The organism is Pseudomonas sp. W15Feb9B (assembly GCF_000828175.1).
Classification (GTDB): Bacteria; Pseudomonadota; Gammaproteobacteria; order Pseudomonadales; family Pseudomonadaceae; genus Aquipseudomonas; species Aquipseudomonas parakoreensis.
In genome coordinates this window covers 176,759-195,188 of the sequence record NZ_JTKF01000007.1, presented here as the reverse complement: position 1 = coordinate 195,188, position 18,430 = coordinate 176,759, and the positions used below count along the sequence as shown (strand labels likewise).

Annotated in this window: 17 protein-coding genes; 4 read left to right on the top strand and 13 right to left on the bottom strand. The window is 61.0% G+C overall.

Annotated elements, in window-relative coordinates; translation table 11 throughout:
• Positions 1 to 124 precede the first annotated feature (124 nt).
• Genes OC71_RS05410 through OC71_RS05400 form a run of 3 tightly spaced genes read left to right on the top strand, consistent with a single transcriptional unit; the run spans position 125 to position 3,280 of the window.
• Positions 125 to 358, top strand: coding sequence for a PP0621 family protein (locus tag OC71_RS05410; protein ID WP_027612810.1), 234 nt, complete (start codon positions 125 to 127; stop codon positions 356 to 358).
• Positions 348 to 1,937, top strand: a complete 1,590-nt coding sequence (locus OC71_RS05405) for a PAS domain-containing sensor histidine kinase (RefSeq protein WP_041065489.1) — start codon at positions 348 to 350, stop codon at positions 1,935 to 1,937. The genes OC71_RS05410 and OC71_RS05405 overlap by 11 nt, the downstream gene beginning before the upstream one ends.
• Positions 1,934 to 3,280 (top strand): sigma-54 dependent transcriptional regulator, encoded by a 1,347-nt coding sequence (locus tag OC71_RS05400; RefSeq protein WP_041065332.1) that lies wholly within the window; start codon positions 1,934 to 1,936, stop codon positions 3,278 to 3,280. The genes OC71_RS05405 and OC71_RS05400 overlap by 4 nt, the downstream gene beginning before the upstream one ends.
• Positions 3,281 to 3,394: 114 nt before the next feature.
• On the opposite strand, the gene thiO is transcribed toward OC71_RS05400, so the two are convergent.
• Genes thiO through OC71_RS05365 form a run of 7 tightly spaced genes read right to left on the bottom strand, consistent with a single transcriptional unit; the run spans position 3,395 to position 10,167 of the window.
• A complete protein-coding gene (gene thiO / locus OC71_RS05395) occupies positions 3,395 to 4,495 on the bottom strand; it encodes a glycine oxidase ThiO (RefSeq protein ID WP_041065329.1) in 1,101 nt (366 codons plus the stop codon).
• Positions 4,496 to 4,553: 58 nt separating this feature from the next.
• Entirely contained in the window at positions 4,554 to 4,955 is a 402-nt protein-coding gene (locus tag OC71_RS05390) for a type IV pilin protein (RefSeq protein WP_041065326.1), read from the bottom strand.
• A 15-nt stretch (positions 4,956 to 4,970) separates the two neighbouring features.
• The gene (locus OC71_RS05385) at positions 4,971 to 8,060 is read right to left on the bottom strand and encodes a pilus assembly protein (RefSeq protein ID WP_041065323.1); all 3,090 of its coding nucleotides are present in this window, start codon (positions 8,058 to 8,060) and stop codon (positions 4,971 to 4,973) included.
• A complete protein-coding gene (locus tag OC71_RS05380; protein WP_041065320.1) occupies positions 8,047 to 8,526 on the bottom strand; it encodes a PilX N-terminal domain-containing pilus assembly protein in 480 nt (159 codons plus the stop codon). The genes OC71_RS05385 and OC71_RS05380 overlap by 14 nt, the downstream gene beginning before the upstream one ends.
• An 11-nt stretch (positions 8,527 to 8,537) precedes the next feature.
• Positions 8,538 to 9,251, bottom strand: a complete 714-nt coding sequence (locus OC71_RS05375) for a PilW family protein (protein ID WP_041065317.1) — start codon at positions 9,249 to 9,251, stop codon at positions 8,538 to 8,540.
• Positions 9,248 to 9,697, bottom strand: a complete 450-nt coding sequence (pilV, locus tag OC71_RS05370; RefSeq protein WP_041065314.1) for a type IV pilus modification protein PilV — start codon at positions 9,695 to 9,697, stop codon at positions 9,248 to 9,250. Before pilV ends, OC71_RS05375 begins: the two co-directional genes overlap by 4 nt.
• Complete coding sequence (locus OC71_RS05365) at positions 9,694 to 10,167, bottom strand: GspH/FimT family pseudopilin (RefSeq protein WP_041065311.1); 474 nt, start codon at positions 10,165 to 10,167, stop codon at positions 9,694 to 9,696. Before OC71_RS05365 ends, pilV begins: the two co-directional genes overlap by 4 nt.
• 131 nt (positions 10,168 to 10,298) lie before the next feature.
• On the opposite strand from OC71_RS05365, the gene OC71_RS05360 reads away from it, so the two are divergent.
• Entirely contained in the window at positions 10,299 to 10,868 is a 570-nt protein-coding gene (locus OC71_RS05360; RefSeq protein ID WP_041065308.1) for a GspH/FimT family protein, read from the top strand.
• On the opposite strand, the gene ispH is transcribed toward OC71_RS05360, so the two are convergent.
• The 6 genes from ispH to murJ form a co-directional block, all read right to left on the bottom strand.
• Entirely contained in the window at positions 10,825 to 11,769 is a 945-nt protein-coding gene (gene ispH / locus OC71_RS05355; RefSeq protein ID WP_041065305.1) for a 4-hydroxy-3-methylbut-2-enyl diphosphate reductase, read from the bottom strand. The genes OC71_RS05360 and ispH overlap by 44 nt on opposite strands.
• Before the next feature lie 144 nt (positions 11,770 to 11,913).
• On the bottom strand, positions 11,914 to 12,351 hold the full coding sequence (gene fkpB / locus OC71_RS05350; protein ID WP_174377367.1) for an FKBP-type peptidyl-prolyl cis-trans isomerase: 438 nt from the start codon (positions 12,349 to 12,351) through the stop codon (positions 11,914 to 11,916).
• 7 nt (positions 12,352 to 12,358) lie between these two features.
• Positions 12,359 to 12,871, bottom strand: a complete 513-nt coding sequence (gene lspA, locus OC71_RS05345) for a signal peptidase II (protein ID WP_041065299.1) — start codon at positions 12,869 to 12,871, stop codon at positions 12,359 to 12,361.
• Positions 12,864 to 15,695, bottom strand: coding sequence for an isoleucine--tRNA ligase (gene ileS, locus OC71_RS05340; protein ID WP_041065296.1), 2,832 nt, complete (start codon positions 15,693 to 15,695; stop codon positions 12,864 to 12,866). The genes lspA and ileS overlap by 8 nt, the downstream gene beginning before the upstream one ends.
• Positions 15,696 to 15,708: 13 nt before the next feature.
• Entirely contained in the window at positions 15,709 to 16,647 is a 939-nt protein-coding gene (gene ribF / locus OC71_RS05335) for a bifunctional riboflavin kinase/FAD synthetase (RefSeq protein ID WP_003228347.1), read from the bottom strand.
• A gap of 129 nt (positions 16,648 to 16,776) precedes the next feature.
• Positions 16,777 to 18,315, bottom strand: a complete 1,539-nt coding sequence (gene murJ / locus OC71_RS05330) for a murein biosynthesis integral membrane protein MurJ (protein WP_041065293.1) — start codon at positions 18,313 to 18,315, stop codon at positions 16,777 to 16,779.
• Positions 18,316 to 18,430 lie beyond the last annotated feature (115 nt).

The following is an 18,430-nucleotide window of genomic DNA, read 5'->3' as shown; positions in this document are numbered from 1 at the left end:
CACATCGGTTACATAAAAAGGGAGATCTGCGGATCTCCCTTTTTTGTGGCGGCGCGTTAATAGTCTGTGCGCTTGCCGGCTCCTTGGCTAAACTGCCGAATCATTAGCCGAAAAGCCGCCCATCATGCTTCGTTTACTGTTCTGGATTGTCCTGATTTTCGCTGCGGTATGGCTGTGGCGCAAATTCAAGGCGCCCGCCTCGTCTGCTCAATCGCCCCGCGAGCAAGACGCCGCACCGATGGTGCGCTGCGCCCACTGCGGCGTGCATCTGCCCCGCGACCGCGCGCTGAACCTTCAGCAACAATGGTATTGCAGCCAGGCTCATCTTGAGCAAGGCCCGGGTGCCAGTGATCGCTGAGGCCGCCAACGCCGACCGTAAACAGGCGCAGCGCCTGCTGCGCCTTTATCATCTTTACCGTTTGAGTGTCGGCATCACGCTGGTGCTGCTGATCTCCAGCAATATGGACAATCGCCTGCTGACGTCGGCCGACGACGATCTGCTGCGCAGCGGCAGCTGGTTGTATCTGGTGCTGAACATCCTGCTGGTGGTGTTTCTGGAAAATACCCGGCGGCCCTCGCAGCTGTTCAGTCTGGCGCTGGTGGATGTGCTGCTGTTGTGCGGTTTGTTCTACGCGGCGGGCGGCGTGGCCAGCGCCATCGGCAACCTGCTGATTGTCTCGGTGGCGATCGCCAACACCCTGCTGCGCCGGCGCATCGGCCTGCTGATTGCCGCCATCGGCGCACTCGGCATAGTCGGCTCCAGCTTTCTGCTGGGCTTCAGTCACCCCCTGAGCGCCAATGACTATCTGCAAGCCGGGACCCTCGGCGCTTTGTGTTTTGCCGCATCGTTGCTGGTCCAGGGCCTGATCCGGCGCCTGGAAGTCAGCGAAAATCTCGCCGAACAGCGCGCCTGCGAAGTCACCAGCCTTGAAGCCCTCAACGCTCTGATTCTGCAACGCATGCGTACCGGCATTCTGGTGCTCGACGAGCAGCGCCGGGTACAGCTGGCCAACCACAGCGCGAAGACGCTGTTGGCCCAGTCGCATCTTGAAGGCCATTTGATCAGCGACTATTCGCCGGCATTGGTCGAGCGCCTGCAACTGTGGCTGAGCAACCCGACCCTGCGCCCGCAGAGTCTGAAGATTCCCGGCAACGGCCTGGAACTGCAACCGAACTTCATCGCCCTCGATCAGAGCCCCAACCAGCAAACCCTGGTGTTCCTCGAAGATCTGGCGCAAGTCGCGCAGCAGGCCCAGCAACTCAAGCTCGCCGCGCTCGGGCGCCTGACCGCCGGCATCTCCCATGAAATCCGCAATCCACTGGGCGCCATCAGTCACGCCGCGCAGCTGCTGGGCGAGTCCGAGGAACTCGATGGTGCGGATCGGCGTCTGACGCAGATCATTCAAGACCACTCCCAGCGCATGAACCGAGTCATCGAAAACGTCCTGCAACTGTCGCGCCGCCAGCAGAGCGCCCCTCAGCGCCTGGATCTCAAGCCATGGCTGGAGCACTTCGTTGCCGAGAGCCGCGAACAGGCGAGCGAGCGGCAGTCGATTCATTTGCGGATCAATTCCGGGGACTTCATCACGTTGATGGATCCGGATCAGCTCACGCAGATTCTCGACAATCTGTTACGTAACGGCTGGCGCCACAGCGCCCTGCTGCACGAGCAGGCCGAGGTCTGGCTGGCGCTGCTCATCGACCCCGAGAGCCAGCTGGCGGTGCTTGAAGTCCAGGACAATGGCCCCGGTGTACCACTGGATCAACAACCGCATCTGTTCGAACCCTTCTTCACTACCAGCAGCCAGGGCACCGGCCTTGGGCTTTATCTGTCCCGTGAGCTGTGCGAAAGCAACCAGGCGCGCCTAGACTTCAAACCACGCCAAGGCGGCGGCTGCTTTCGCATCACCTTTGCTCACGGACGGAAACAAAGTTGAACACGAGCCCACGGCAAAAAATCCTCATCGTCGACGACGAGCCGGATATCCGCGAACTCCTGGAAATCACCCTGGGACGGATGAAACTCGACACCTTCAGTGCTCGCAACCTCGGCGAAGCCCGGGCGCTGTTGCAACGCAATGCGTTCGACCTGTGCCTGACCGACATGCGCCTGCCCGACGGCACGGGGCTGGACCTGGTGCAGCACATCCAGCAACGTCATCCACAACTGCCGGTGGCGATGATCACCGCGTATGGCAGCCTGGAAACCGCGATCAATGCGTTGAAGGCCGGCGCCTTCGACTTCCTCACCAAGCCGGTTGATCTGACGCGCTTGCGTGAACTGGTCAGCACCGCGTTGCGCATGCCGGCGGTGGGCGGCGCCGGCACGTCGATAGATCGGCGCCTGCTCGGCGACTCGCTGCCCATGCGCGATCTGCGCAAACAGATCGACAAGCTGGCGCGCAGTCAGGCGCCGGTCTACATCAGCGGAGAGTCGGGCAGCGGCAAAGAACTGGTCGCACGGCTGATCCACGAACAGGGACCGCGCGCCAGCAAGCCATTTGTGCCGGTCAATTGCGGGGCGATTCCGTCCGAGCTGATGGAAAGCGAGTTTTTCGGCCATCGCAAGGGCAGCTTCACCGGCGCGGTCGAGGACAAACCCGGACTGTTCCAGGCCGCGCATGGCGGCACCCTGTTTCTCGACGAGGTGGCGGACCTGCCGCTGGCGATGCAGGTCAAACTGCTGCGGGCGATTCAAGAGAAAGCCGTGCGCAGTGTCGGCGGCCAGCAGGAAGCGGTGGTCGATGTGCGCATTCTCTGTGCTACCCACAAGGATCTTGAGGCCGAGGTCGCCGCCGGGCGCTTTCGCCAGGACCTGTATTACCGCTTGAACGTGATCGAACTGCGCGTGCCGTCCCTGCGCGAACGGCGCGATGACATTCAGGTATTGGCTGCGCACATGCTCCAGCGTCTGGCGGCAGGCAGCGGTCGAGCGGCGGTCCGCCTGCACCCACAGGCGCTTGAGGCGCTGAAGAGTTACCGCTTCCCGGGGAATGTGCGAGAGCTGGAAAACGTCCTCGAACGGGCGCACACGCTGTGTGAAAACCAGTTGATCGAGGCGGCAGACTTACGCCTCAGCGAAGGTAATTGCGCGGTCGAGGGCGGCATCGCCGATCTTACCCGGATCGACAACCTTGAGGATTATCTGGAGAACGTCGAGCGCAAGCTGATCCTGCAGGCGCTGGAGGAAACCCGCTGGAATCGCACGGCAGCGGCGCAACGCTTGAGTCTGTCATTTCGCTCGATGCGCTATCGGCTGAAGAAACTCGGTCTGGATTGAGGCCCCCTTCGCGAGCAGGCTCGCTCCCACATTGGATTTTGTGACCGACAAAGATCAACTGTGGGAGCGAGCCTGCTCGCGAAAGCGATCTGCCAGGCTACAGAAAATATCAGACTAAATGCGACCTTCAGGCGCATACGGCGCCGGATCGATAATCGGCGTACGCCCGAGCATCACATCGGCAAACAACTGACACGACGCCGGCGCCAGCACCAGGCCGTTGCGGTAATGCCCGCAGTTCAGCCACAAACCGTCAAACCCTGGCACCCGGCCGATATACGGAATACCCTCCGGCGAACCCGGGCGCAAACCGGCCCAATGCCCCACCACTTCGGCCTCTGCCAGCGCCGGCAGCAATTCGACTGCCGAAGCCTTGAGGCTCTCCAGCGCGACCTCGGTCGGGGTCTTATCGAAGCCTTCGTGCTCCAGCGTGCTGCCGATCAGAATGTGCCCGTCGCGACGCGGAATCGCATAACGTCCCTTGGCCAGCACCATGCTCGGCAGAAAATCCGCTGCACACTTGTAGAGAATCATCTGGCCCTTGACCGGCTCCACCGGCAGCGTCAGATCCAATGTCTTGAGCAGATCACCGCTCCATGCCCCGGCCGTCAGCACGATCTGCTCGCCGCGGATCAGGCCCTTGGACGTCTCGACGCCACTCACTTGCTCGCCTTCGCGAACAAACCCGCTGACTTCGCATTGCTCGTGAATCGTCACGTTCGGCAACGCCAGCAACGCGGCTTTCAGCGACTTCACCAGCCGTGGGTTTCTGACGTTGGCCACATCGGCCATGTATATCGCCCGGGCGAACCCGCCACCCAGCACCGGCACCGCGTCGTGCACCGCCGAGATATCCACAGCCCGCAGCGGACGGTTTTCCCGCTCAGCCCAGGCCAGTGCTTCGGTTTCATCTTCCAGATCCAGCCAGTACAGGCCGGTGGTGTGCACTTCGGGATCAACCCCGGTATCGGCAAACAGTCGCTCGCCCAGTTGTGGATAAAAATCCTGCGACCAATGCGCCAGCGCGGTGACGGCCGGGCTGTAGCGCCACGGGTACAGCGGGGAAACGATGCCGCCACCGGCCCAGGACGATTCCTGGCCGACGTTCGAGCGATCCAGCAGCACCACGCTGCGCACTTCGGAGGCGAGGTTGTAGGCGGTCAGCAGGCCAATCACCCCGCCACCGACAATCACCACTTGCTGTTGCCTGGTCATGTTTGATCCAACCGTAATAAAGACAGCGGGCGCAAAGAGGCGCCCGTAAGAAGTTACCTCAGCGGCCCCAACAATCCTTGGTGGTCAGCCCGGTGGTAGCGTTGTTCATGCTTCTGACGCCGGTGTTGGTCAGGGTGAAATCCCCGCACTTGTCGGTCGCCATGGTCGTACCGGCCTTGCGGGTGGCGGTCAGCAGGAAGGTCTGGTCAGCGATCGTCGGGGTGATGGTGTAAAAATCATTGCCCGTGCTCAGACCGGTGATGCCGGTGTAGACGTTGTTTTTGGTGTAGAAGCGCTCGAGGATCTGCGCCTGTTCCGAAAGCAGCGACACCACTTCGGCGCGCCGGCCCTTTTTCAGGTACTCGGTGTAGCTCGGTGCGGCGATGGTGATGATGATCCCGATGATCGCAATCACGATCATGATTTCGATCAGGGTGAAGCCCCGGTTGAATCTGCGCATGCCTCAATCTCTCACTTACTGTATTTGTCGCCACATGATACGACGGCTGCCGCCACCGGGTTTTTCCACCAGCGTGGTCACGGTGCCACTGGAATCGTTGACGAACTTGCGAGTCCCGCCGTTGACGATGGCGTTCAGGGTCGGAATCCCGCCGGTGAACACTACGCCACTGGAGATCGTGTCGTTGCTGTCGACCACGCCATCGGAACTGGTGTCGAGCACCGCGTAGTTGAGCATCTTACCGCTGAACGCATCGAGTTCGACCAGTTTGCCGGTACCGAAACTGGCACAAGGGTCCGTGGTGTCGACACTGGCCGTGGTAAACACGATGCGTCCGAGCACCAGACTGGCCTGATTGATCACCCGCTCGCCAGTCAGCACATTGTTGTACACCAACGGCAGATACCAGCCCTTCTCCCCCGGATAGGTCGTGTCGTTCTGGCTGGTAGTGATGAACTGCCCAGTGCTGCCGGAGAACACGCCGGTCACCGCCTGCGCCTGCAGACTGCTGACCGTCAACTGTCCGGAACCGCCGTCGGCATCCCACACCGAGTAGAACGCCTGCAAATCCTTGTTGGTCTTGTCGGCGGTCTCGTTGAATTTGCCGGTGCCGACGAAGATCTGTTTGCCCCCCAGCGAATTGTCCGCCAGCAGCGGCTGCGCGGTGATCGGCTGAGTCGCACCGCCCGCCGTGGTGAACAGTGGTTTGCCGGAAAACGCCACGCCCCAGCTGTCGGTCGACGTCGCGCTCAGATCGAATTTCCACAGACGCCCTTTCAAATCACCGCCATAGGCGGCCTGCACCACGTTCGAAGAATTGACCTTGAGCTTGACCGACGACAGACCATTGGTGGTCTCGGTGCTGTCGATGACGATCTTCTTGATCAACGAACCGTCACGCACATCCAGCACATACAAAGCCGCCACTCCGGAGTTGCTGCCATAACCATTGGCAATGAACGCCGCCCAGCGACCATCGGCCAAGCGTGCCACTTCCGGCCGCGCGTAGGCATAACCCAGATCATTAAATGCGTTGGCTGTGTTCGCTGTGGCGGGTGCGCTGACTTCCCACAAGGCATTGAGCACATTGCCCGCAGACGCGTCGAACAATTGCAGCGCGTAGAAAGTCTTGCCGCCAGCGCCGGTGCCGCCGATGGCCAGGGTTTTCCAGGCGCTGTTGATTTGCGCGTCATACACACCGACCTGACCGTCCACCAGAAACTTGTGGCTGACGCCATTGATGTACGCTGGATCGGCAATCAGCCGTAGCGACGGCAACACGCTGGACGGCATGTAGGCATAACGTCGAGTGCCGTTGGCCGAGTTGATCACGTTGACGAAGCCGTCGTTGGCATTCACCACCAGACTCGAATTCATGTTCGCTGCTTTGGTGGTCAGGTACGTGGTGTAAGTGGTGTCGCCCGACAGGTCGGAGGCGGTTTTATCACTGGGCGAAGCCAGCACCAGTGGCGAGTTGATGATGTCGCCGAGTAATACGCTGCGCACCTTGAGCCCGGTCTTGCTGGTGCCCTTGCTCCACTCCACCAGATCGCTGCCGCTGATGCCGGTGGGCAGGCTCTGACTGAGCGCCGTCTGTTGGGTCGCGGAAAAGTTGCCGTAGGCCAGCGTCACGGCGGCGTTGCTGCTGGTGTTCCACGATTGATAGGTCGGTGCGGTCGCGCCCGGGACGATAGTGGTATCGGTGGTCCACAGGGCCGCCGAGGTGTTCACCGCGCCCGCCGAAGTGAAGCCGAATGACTTGATCGTGCCACGCCAGTCCTTGGGGTCGTAGCTGGTCTGGAAATAACTGGTGCCACTGGCCAGCGTGGTGCCGCTGGTGACTCCCGCGCCGCCGGAACCGGCCTTGGAGGTGATATCGCTCAACGCCGAAGACAACGCGGTGTTGAGACCGGTGCTGTCGGTCGCCTGGTAATAGCGGCCCTGCCCGTAGCTGGCAGCGTCCGAGAGCATGTCGTTGTCGGCGGTAAAACCGACGGTGTAGGTATTCATGTTCTGCTTGGGAAAATCCACCGCGTTCCAGCTTTTGCCGGCAGCGTCGGTCCCCGTCGAACGCATGTCGATGTCGAAGGCGAATTTGGCAATGTCATCCAGATACAGCGTGTCACCCTCGTTATCGCCATTGGGGTTGTTGCCGTCATTGTTGATGCCGTCCCAGTTCGGCAGACGACTGCCACCCAACGGATCATTGCTCGGGAAGGTGCGGTCGTAAGTCGGCAAACCGTCGGTGATGACCACGCCGTAGTTTTTCTGGCAGCGGTACTGGATCGGACTGGTGTAAGTCGTCGGCGTGCTGTTGTAGTACGGCGCCATGCCGCGCATGTAGCGGGTGATTTCGTAGTAGGTTTCCGCCAGTGGCGTGTTGGCCACGGCACCTAAAGCGTTGATCGAGGAAATCAGCGCGTTGTAGTTGGTGTCGGCCTGCGCCTGGGTCACGCTGCCGGACACCGGTGACAGGTCGCTGATGGAGCGGGCGATGTAGCCACCATTCCCGGGATTGTTGTTGGTGACCGGGTTGAAGGTCGACAGGCCCATGCGCAAGTTACGGTTGCTGGTGACCAGGGCGGTGGACACGTTGCGCGCGACGTTGATCCGGTAGTCGTTGGGAATCGCCCCGGTGGTGAAGTCGCGGGTGCCGTTGTTGATCGCCAGACTGACCACATAAGAAATGTAATCCCCCGTGTAGCGCGTATTGCCGCCGCCCACCGGATCAGGCAGTTTCAGGCACAGCGGTGCAATGCTGTTGTTGTAGAAGGCGAAGGCGCCGCCGGAACAACCGGATGTCGGCAGGTTCGATAAAAATACCGGATCGCCGGTAATCGCGGGCGCATTCAATGCCGAACACAGGCCAAGGAACGCATTGCACTGCCGGGCCGGGGTGCGCGTGACGTTCGGGTCGAATCCTGCCGCGTAAATGATGCTGTTCATACTGCCGGAATCGTCGATCAGCAACATCACGTTGGGCGGCACCGCCGCTGCGCTCAAGAGTGGCGAGTCGGACGGCGTGAACGCATACGCCGGCGCCGCCAGATACAAGCCCAGCAGCATGCCGGCCAACAGTGTCCAGCAGCGCTCAATACTTCGCATAGACACTCTCCACCACACTGCGCGACGTACCGGCAATGCCGACTGCCGTAACCCGATACAGGGTCGCCGACGTGTTGCTCGGCACGTTGACCGCCGTCAGAGTGGTACCGATATTCTGTACACCATAAAAGCCGTTACCGGCTGCGATCCACGTTACGCCGGAAGTCGAATTAAGCCCCGCCGCACTGACCACCGAGGACTCTGCTGGCGGCGCACACTGCGTGGTATTGGCACACACCGCCAGCGAGTAACTGTCGAGCTGTACCGCACTCTCGCCGATACGCAACGCGGCCTCGGCGGTCTGGAACGACTGATTGCGCAGGCTGACGCTGCCGGCCATTTTCTCCTGCAGGTTGGCGCTCTGCATCGAGGACAGCCCGATCAAGGTCAGCAGCAACAGGAACACCAGACTGACCAGCAGCGCCATTCCGCGCTGGTTTTGCCGCTGGTTGAATGCAACTTTCATCAGCCCGGCCCTCACTGCAAGCGGTTGCGCAATGCGGCAACCACGTTGAAGGTTTGATTGGCCACCCGATTGTTCGGGTCGGTGAGGGTCAGGCTCAGGCGCACACTGCGGATGCGCGCCGGATCGCTGGGGTTGGCGCTGTAGGAGGAAGCCGCGACGTCGGTGGCGGACGCGGCCAGGCCGAAGGTCACATTAAAGGCACTGACGTTATTCACCAGGACCTGTTGGGTCGGGGTGCCGCTGCCGGTGCCCATGAGAATCTGGTTGTTGCTGAAGCTGTAGATCAAGCGGCGGATCGGAAAGGCGATCTGCCCGCTCGCCGCCGCCCGCAACCCGGTATAGGCCGTGGCGCTGTTGCGGCAATCGGAGAGCACCGTCCAAGTCGGTGTGCCGCCACTGCCGCCAACATCGGCGGTGACCAGGGTCAGCTTGAGGTTGCTGTTGTCCCAGTTGATCGGCGTAACCTGCGCCGCGTAGAAATCCCCTGCCGAACTCGCGTCAGTAATTGTGCCCAGGCAGCCAAACATGCCGACCATGCGCAGTTCCTGGATCATCTTGCTCAGGACAAAACGCGCGTCTTCCTGCATCGCAGCGGCGGTGTTCTGGCTGACGTAAGTGTTTTTGGCCGCAAGGAACGTCTGCACCACCCCCAGTACGATGATCAGCCCAAGCGCCAGCGCGATGAGCATTTCGATCAGGCCGAACCCCCGCTGATCATGCTTCATGGCGTGGCCACCGGGTCGACCGTGGCGCGACTGGTCAGAACAAAGCTGCGTGTGGTGCCGGTGGCATTCGCGGCCCGCGAGTCATTCCAGTTGATGGTGATGGTGTACACCCGCTGATTGAGGGTGATCGTGCCCGTGGCGGTGGGCCCGCCGAAATTGACGATGTTGGTGGTGAAGTCGTAAAGATCCTGATCGCGGGCCACACCGAGATTGCCCGAGGTCGGCGGCGTCACCGTGTAGTCGGCGGCAGCGTTGGCGCGGATGCGGTCCATCATGTCGTAGGCGATAAAACTGGCCTGACTGGTCATTCGTGAACTGTCAGTGTATTTCAGCGCATTGAGTTGCACGGCGGCTGCGCCCAATATCCCGACCGTCAGAATCAGCAACGCGACCAGCACTTCGATCAGCGACATGCCTTCCTGTGCCTGTGTGCTCCCTGCCCTCATCCGCAACTTCCACCCGATTGAATTCGTCCGTTCAGACACACGTTCAGCGTCCTGCTTTGCGTTCCCAGCACGTAACTGATGACCACCGCTGTCGACGGCGCCGCCAGGCCACCCAGATTATTGAAATCCAGTGCGGACACTCCTGAGGGTAGCGTCAGAGTCGCGCCGCTGCTCATCGCTGGAACAACCCGCAATACATTGGCCGCAGTGCCAGTACCGTCGTAAACCGACAATTCGCCAGTCCACACGCTGCCGCCGGCGCTCGGGCGCAAGCGTGTGGTCACGCCGCGATCAATCGCCTCCAGCCGCGCAAAGTTGATGGCACGCTGCAGGTCGCCCATTTCCGTATCGGCCTTGCTGCTCTGGATCGAGCGGGTGAAACCCGGCACCGCCAGGGTGATGAGGATCACCAACACGGCGACCGCAGCCAACAGCTCGGGCAGCGTGAAACCTTTTGTACGATGATCCATCGATGCCCTCCGTTGCCGTCGGCTATACCTGCTTCTACAAACTAGAACATTCGACCGGCCTGCGTCGGTTGATTTGCCCTGCCCGACGAAAAGGATCGTGCCGGGCTTCATGCTCCACGGAGGGAGTCGTCATGCCGCAACAGGGTTTCAGCCTGATCGAATTGCTTATGGGACTGGCGATTGGCGCAATTGTTCTGTCATTGGTCAGTCCGGCGTTCGCCGCCTTCAGCGAGGCGACTCATCGCGAGCAGGCAGCGCGGTCGCTGCTCGAGGGCATTCGCAACGCCCGCACCCTGGCCATCACCCGCAATCAGAGTGTGGTAATCCATGGCATCGGTGGCGACTGGAGTCAGGGCTGGCGGATCATTCTGGATCTCAACGGCAAGGGGCCGCAGGACAGCAGCAATCCGCTGCTGGTGGAAAAGGCGAGTGACGGACGAATACCGATCGTCGGCAATTGGGCGGTGAGTCGTTATGTGCGTTTCAGCAGTCTGGGACAACCGCTGATGCCCGGGCGGGCGTTTCAGGCGGGGACGCTACATATCTGCTCGGCACGCGAGCCGGTCAGCCAACTCCAGGTGGTGCTGGCGGCAACCGGTCGGGTGCGCCTGACCAGCGCAAAGGCTGAGCAGGCGCTGTGCCTGAAGACGAAAAACGTCAGATCGAGCGGACGCGCAGCTCTTTCGGCATCGAGAAGGTGATGTTCTCTTCGCGGCCGGCCAGCTCATCGGCACCCGTCGCGCCCCAGGCCTGCAACTGCTGGATCACGCCGCGAACCAACACTTCCGGCGCGGAGGCTCCGGCGGTGATGCCGATGCGCTCAACGCCATCGAACCAGCTTTTCTGCAGGTCTTCGGCGCCGTCGATCAGGTAGGCCGGCGTGGCCATGCGTTCGGCCAGTTCACGCAGGCGATTGGAGTTGGAGCTGTTCGGGCTGCCCACCACCAACACCACGTCGCACTCGTCAGCCAGTTGCTTGACCGCGTCCTGACGGTTTTGCGTGGCGTAGCAGATGTCGTCCTTGCGCGGACCACCGATGGCCGGGAAACGTGTGCGCAGGGCATCGATCACGCGACTGGTGTCGTCCATCGACAGGGTGGTCTGGGTCACGAACGCCAGTTTTTCCGGGTTACGCACCTGCAGTTCGGCCACGTCTTTTTCGTCTTCGACGAGGTAGATCGCGCCACCATTGCTGGCGTCGTACTGGCCCATGGTGCCTTCGACTTCCGGGTGGCCGGCGTGGCCGATCAGGATGCATTCACGGCCGTCGCGGCTGTATTTGGCGACTTCGATGTGCACCTTGGTCACCAGCGGGCATGTGGCGTCGAATACCTTCAGGCCACGGCCGGCGGCATCATTGCGCACGGCCTGGGAAACGCCGTGGGCACTGAAGATCACGATGACGTCGTCCGGCACTTGATCCAGTTCTTCGACGAAGATCGCGCCACGGTTGCGCAGGTCTTCGACGACGAATTTGTTGTGCACCACTTCATGACGCACGTAGATCGGCGGCCCGAAGACTTCCAGGGCGCGGTTGACGATTTCGATCGCCCGGTCCACGCCGGCGCAGAAGCCACGGGGGTTGGCGAGTTTGATTTGCATGCTGTGCCTCGTGTCTTGCGCGCAAGAAATAGCGAAAACGGTTGAAAACATTGTGGGAGCGAGCCTGCTCGCGAAGGCAGTGTGTCAGACAACAGCTATGTTGAATGTCAGTCAGCATTCGCGAGCAGGCTCGCTCCCACATTTTTACAGCGCTTTGACGTTGATGATCTCGACGTCAAAGGTCAGCGTCTTGCCTGAGAGCGGATGGTTGAAGTCGATGGTCACTTGCGCGTCGTCGAACGCTTTCACCACACCCGGCAACTCAGTATTGGCCGCATCATTGAAGATCACCAGCAAACCCGGCGACAGTTCCATGTCGACGAACTGCGAACGCGGGATGATCTGTACGTTTTGCGGGTTCGGCTGGCCGAAGGCGTTTTCCGGCTCGACGGTCAGCGTACGCTTGTCGCCGGCCTTGAAGCCGAACAATGCCGCTTCGAAACCCGGCAGCAGGTTGCCGTCGCCGACCTTGAAAGTCGCCGGGGTTTTGTCGAATGTGCTGTCGACCGTGTCGCCGTTCTCCAGGCGCAATGCAAAGTGCAAAGTGACTTCCGTGTTCTGGCCGATGCGTTGCTCAGCCAATACCTGTTCAGTCATGAACGGCTTCTCCGGTTTTCTTCGATTTGAACATGTCCAGTGCGAGCATCACCGCACCCACGGTGATGGCGCTGTCGGCGAAGTTGAACGCCGGGAAGTACCAGCGGTTCTGCCAGTGCACCAGAATGAAGTCGATCACATGGCCCAGGGCAATGCGGTCATACAGATTGCCCAGCGCGCCACCCAGCACCAGCGCCAAGGCGACGGCCAGCCAGGTATCGTTGCGGCCCAGGCGTTTGAGCCAGACCACCAGCACCGCACTGACCACGATCGCGATCAAGGCGAACAGCCAGCGCTGCCAGCCGGAGCTGTCAGCCAGGAAGCTGAACGCCGCGCCGGTGTTGTAGGCCAGGGTCCAGCTGAAGTAATCGGGAATGATCACGATCTGCTGGAACATTTCGAGCTTGCCTTCGAAGTAGAACTTGCTGGCCTGGTCGATGACCAGAACCAGCAAGCTCAACCAGAGCCAGCCCAACCGTCCGAAACGGCCAACGGCGTTAGGCATAGTGACGAACCTCGCCGGCGCCATCGATGTTGTCGACGCAACGGCCGCAGATTTCCGGATGCTCCGGGTTCACTCCGACGTCTTCACGGCAGTGCCAGCAACGGGCGCATTTCGGGAAGGCCGATTTGACGATCTTCAGTTTCAGGCCACTGACTTCGGTGGCTACCGCGTCCGCAGGAGCCTGAACGAAAGGTGCCACGCTGGCAGTCGAGGTGATCAGGACAAAGCGCAGTTCGTTGCTCAGCTTCGCCAGGTCGGCGCTCAGCGCGTCTTCGGCGAACAGCGTCACTTCGGCTTGCAGGTTGCCACCGACGGCTTTGGCCGCACGCTGGATTTCCATCTCTTTGTTGACCGCCACCTTCACTTCCATGATGCGATCCCAGTACGCGCGACCCAGCTCGAAGCCTTCCGGCAGTTCGGTCAGACCTTCGTACCAGGTGTTGAGCATGACGGATTCGTTGCGCTCGCCTGGCAGGTACTGCCACAGCTCGTCGGCGGTGAACGCGAGGATCGGCGCGATCCAGCGCACCAGCGCTTCGGAGATGTGGAACAGCGCGGTCTGGCACGAGCGGCGTGCCTTGCTGTCGGCGCCGGTGGTGTACTGGCGGTCCTTGATGATGTCGAGGTAGAAACCACCCAGCTCCTGCACGCAGAAGTTGTGGATCTTCGAGTAAACGTTCCAGAAACGGTATTCACCGTAGTGCTCTTGCAATTCGCGTTGCAGCAGCAGCGTGCGATCCACCGCCCAGCGATCCAGCGCCAGCATGTCTTCTGCCGGCAGCAGGTCGGTGGCCGGGTTGAAACCGGTCAGGTTGGAAAGCAGGAAGCGCGCGGTGTTACGGATACGGCGATAGGCGTCCGCGCTGCGTTGCAGGATCTGCTCGGACACCGCCATTTCGCCGGAGTAGTCGGTCGACGCGACCCACAGACGCATGATGTCGGCGCCCAGAGTGTCGTTGACTTTCTGCGGCGCGATCACGTTGCCCAGCGATTTGGACATCTTGCGCCCGGACTCATCGACGGTGAAGCCGTGGGTCAGCAGTTCGCGGTACGGCGCGTGATTGTCGATGGCGCAACCGGTCAACAGCGACGAGTGGAACCAGCCGCGGTGCTGGTCGGAACCTTCCAGGTACAGGTCGGCGCGTGGACCGGTCTCGTGGCCCATCGGGTGTGAGCCGCGCAATACGTGCCAGTGAGTGGTGCCCGAGTCGAACCAGACGTCGAGGGTGTCGCTGATCTTGTCGTATTGCGGGGCTTCATCGCCCAGCAGTTCGGCAGCGTCGAGTTTGAACCAGGCTTCGATGCCTTCGACTTCGACGCGCTTGGCGACTTCTTCCATCAGTTCGACGGTGCGTGGGTGCAGCTCGCCGCTTTCCTTGTTGAGGAAGAACGGGATCGGCACGCCCCAGTTGCGCTGACGGGAGATGCACCAGTCCGGACGGTTGGCGATCATCGAGTGCAGGCGCGCCTGGCCCCAGGCCGGAACGAACTTGGTGTCTTCGATGGCCTTGAGCGAGCGTGCGCGCAAGGTGTCGCCGCTGACTGGTTCTTTGTCCATGCCGATGAACCACTGCGCGGTGGCGCGGTAGATCAGCGGGGTCTTGTGACGCCAGCAGTGCATGTAGCTGTGTTCGATGACGGTGGTGTGCAGCAGCGCACCGACTTCGGTGAGTTTTTCGACGATGGCCGGGTTGGCCTTCCAGATGAACTGGCCGCCGAAGAATTCCAGCGACGGCACGTACACGCCGTTGCTTTGCACCGGGTTGAGGATGTCATCGTTGACCATGCCGTATTTCTTGCAGGTCACGAAGTCGTCCACACCGTAGGCCGGAGCGGAGTGAACCACGCCGGTGCCAGCGCCCAGTTCGACGTAGTCGGCCAGGTACACCGGCGACAGGCGGTCGTAGAACGGGTGGCGGAAGTTGATCAGTTCCAGCGCCGAACCCGGCGCAGTGGCCAGTACGGTGCCTTCAACGCCGTAACGCGACAGGCAGGATTCAACCAGCTCTTCAGCCAGGACCAGCAGCTTGTCGCCGATATCAACCAGCGCGTAGTTGAATTCCGGGTGCACGTTCAGCGCCTGGTTGGCCGGGATGGTCCACGGGGTGGTGGTCCAGATCACGATCGAGGCAGGCTTGCCCAGCGACGGCAGACCGAACGCGGCGGCCAGTTTGGCTTCGTCGGCGATCGGGAACGCCACGTCGATGGTCGAGGACTTCTTGTTCTCGTACTCGACTTCGGCTTCGGCCAGCGCCGAACCGCAATCGAAGCACCAGTTCACCGGCTTGAGGCCCTTGAACACGAAACCGCCCTTGACGATTTCGGCGAGGGCGCGGATTTCACCGGCCTCGTTCTTGAAGTCCATGGTCTTGTACGGGTTGGCGAAGTCGCCGAGCACGCCGAGGCGGATGAACTCGGTCTTCTGCCCTTCGATCTGCTCGGTGGCGTAGGCACGGCACAGCTCGCGGGTCTTGTCCGCGCCCAGGTTCTTGCCGTGGGTCACTTCAACCTTGTGCTCGATCGGCAGGCCATGGCAGTCCCAACCCGGAACATAAGGCGCGTCGAAACCCGACAGGGTTTTCGAGCGGATGATCATGTCCTTGAGAATCTTGTTCAGTGCGTGACCGATGTGGATCGTGCCGTTGGCGTACGGAGGGCCGTCGTGCAGGACGAACTTCGGACGATCCTTGCCAATCTCGCGCAACTTTCCGTACAGGCCAATACTGTCCCAGCGCTGCAGAATCTGCGGTTCGCGCTGTGGCAGGCCGGCCTTCATTGGGAAGGCGGTGTCCGGAAGGTTTAGCGTGGCTTTATAGTCGGTCATTTAAGGCTCTTCATTAGCGATGGGCGCTAGGTGCGGCTAGTGCACGGGCGGCGGCGACATCCGCGTTGATCGCCGTTTTCAGTGCCTCCAGGGAGGCGAAACGCTGCTCTTCACGCAGCTTTTGGTGGAAAACCACCGTCAGACGCCGGTCATACAGATCGCCGGCAAAATCCAGTAGATGAACTTCAAGGTGGGCTTTGCCATCACCTTGGACCGTGGGCCGCACGCCGATATTGGCGACGCCGGGCCAGGTCTTGCCGTCGATGTCCACATCCACCAGGTATACCCCGGTGAACGGCACACGACGACGCTTGAGTTGAATGTTGGCAGTGGGCGTACCCAGTTGCCGGGCCAGTTTCTGGCCGTGCAGCACGCGACCGGCGATCCGGTACGGGCGGCCGAGCAAGCGTTCGGCCAAGGCAAAATCGGCGGCGGCCAACGCGTTGCGCACCTGGGTGCTGCTGACGCGAATGCCGTCCAGCTCGACGGTTTGCGCGGCTTCGACGGTAAAACCGTGAACCTGCCCGGCCTGCAGCAGGAAATCGAAATCGCCGAGGCGGTCGCAACCAAAGCGAAAATCGTCGCCGACTTCCAGATGCTGCACGCCGAGACCGTCCACCAGGATGGTATCGACGAACTCACTGGCGCTGAGCTTGCTCAGGCGCTGGTTGAATGCCAGGCACAACACCCGGTCGACACCTTCGGCAGCCAGCAGCTGCAATTTGTCGCGCAAGCGGGCCAGACGTGCCGGCGCGGTCTCCGGGGCAAAGAACTCCCGGGGCTGCGGCTCGAAAATCACCACGCAGCTGGGTACGCCCAACTCAAGCGCACGCTCACGCAGCCGGGCCAGGATAGCCTGGTGACCACGGTGAACACCGTCAAAGTTGCCAATAGTGGCGACGCAGCCCCGATGCTGGGGGCGCAAGTTGTGGAGGCCTCGAACCAGCTGCATAACGCGCTTCTTGCTCATAAAGTGGTCGATTATAACCACACCCGACGGTCGACGACAGGCAACACCGTAACGCAAAGTGCTCGAGCCGACAAAACTGCCAGCCCATGCCCGTATTTAATGGCTGAAACCTCAGCTCAAGGCCTTGCGATTGAAGTCACGCAGGCGGAAACCGAGCAGCAGCAACATACCGAAATACGCCACCACACCAGCAACCACCAGCGCCCCCAGACGCAGGAAGCGCTCCAGCATGTGTCCCTGATCCCAGGCCGGCATGAAATGCATGCCCAGCAGCAGCACTGCCGACATCACCGCCACCGCTACCACCAGCTTGAAACCGAACATGTACCAGCCCGGTTGCGGCTGATACATCTTTTGCTTGCGCAGTTGATAGAACAGCAACCCGGCATTGAGGCAGGCCCCGGCACTGATCGCCAGCGCCAGACCGGCGTGAGCCAGCGGGCCGATCAACACCAGATTGAACAACTGCGTGCACACCAGCGTGAAGATTGCGATTTTCACCGGGGTGCGGATGTTCTGTTGCGCATAAAAGCCCGGCGCCAGCACTTTGATCACGATAATTCCGAGCAGACCGACAGAATAGGCAATCAGCGCACGCTGGGTCATGGACGCATCGAACGCGCTGAATTGCCCGTACTGGAACAGAGAAACGGTCAGCGGCTCGGCGAGAATCCCCAGCGCCAATGCACACGGCAGCACCAGCACAAAGCACAGGCGCAGGCCCCAGTCGAGGATCCGCGAATATTCGTGGCGATCCTTGCTCGCATAGGTCTTGGCCAATGTCGGCAGCAGAATCGTGCCCAACGCTACGCCGAGCACGCCGGACGGCAGCTCCATCAAACGGTCGGCGTAATACATCCACGACACCGACCCGGCCACCAGGAACGAAGCGAAAATGGTGTTGATGATCAGCGAAATCTGACTCACCGAGACGCCAATGATCGCCGGCAACATCTGCTTCATCACTCGCCAGACACCGGTATCACGCAGGTTCAGGCGTGGCAGCACCAGCATGCCGATCTTTTTCAGGTGCGGCAGTTGATAGAGCAACTGCGCCAGACCACCGACCAGCACCGCCCAGCCCAACGCCATGACCGGCGGGTTGAAATACGGCGTCAGGAACAGCGAAAACACGATCATGCTGACGTTAAGCAGGGTCGGCACGAAGGCCGGCACCGAAAAACGGTTCCAGGTATTGAGAATCGCCCCGGCCAGCGAGGACAGGGAGATCAGCAATATATAAGGGAACGTCACCCGCAACAGATCAGAGGTGAGCTGGAATTTTTCCGGTGTGTCGGTAAAACCCGGAGCCGTGGCCCAGATCACCCACGGTGCAGCGATCATCCCCAGCGCGGTAACCAGCGCCAGCACCAGGGTCAGCAAACCGGAAACGTAAGCGATAAAGGTGCGAGTCGCCTCTTCGCCCTTTTGGCTTTTGTATTCGGCCAGAATCGGCACGAAAGCCTGCGAGAACGCACCCTCGGCGAAGATTCGTCGCAGCAGGTTGGGCAATTTGAAGGCAATGAAAAAGGCGTCCGTCGCCATTCCGGCGCCGAAGGTGCGAGCGATGAGCGTGTCACGGACGAACCCCAGAATCCGGGAAAGCATCGTGATAGAGCTGACAGCGGCCAACGATTTGAGCAGATTCATTGAGGAAATTAGTGCCTGTCGATAAACAGCAGGCGAACAATGCGCCTACTTGTGCGATACTCCGCGCCGCAACAGCACAGAGCCAAAGCTCGCGAGTTTACAGGTCAAGCGCCGG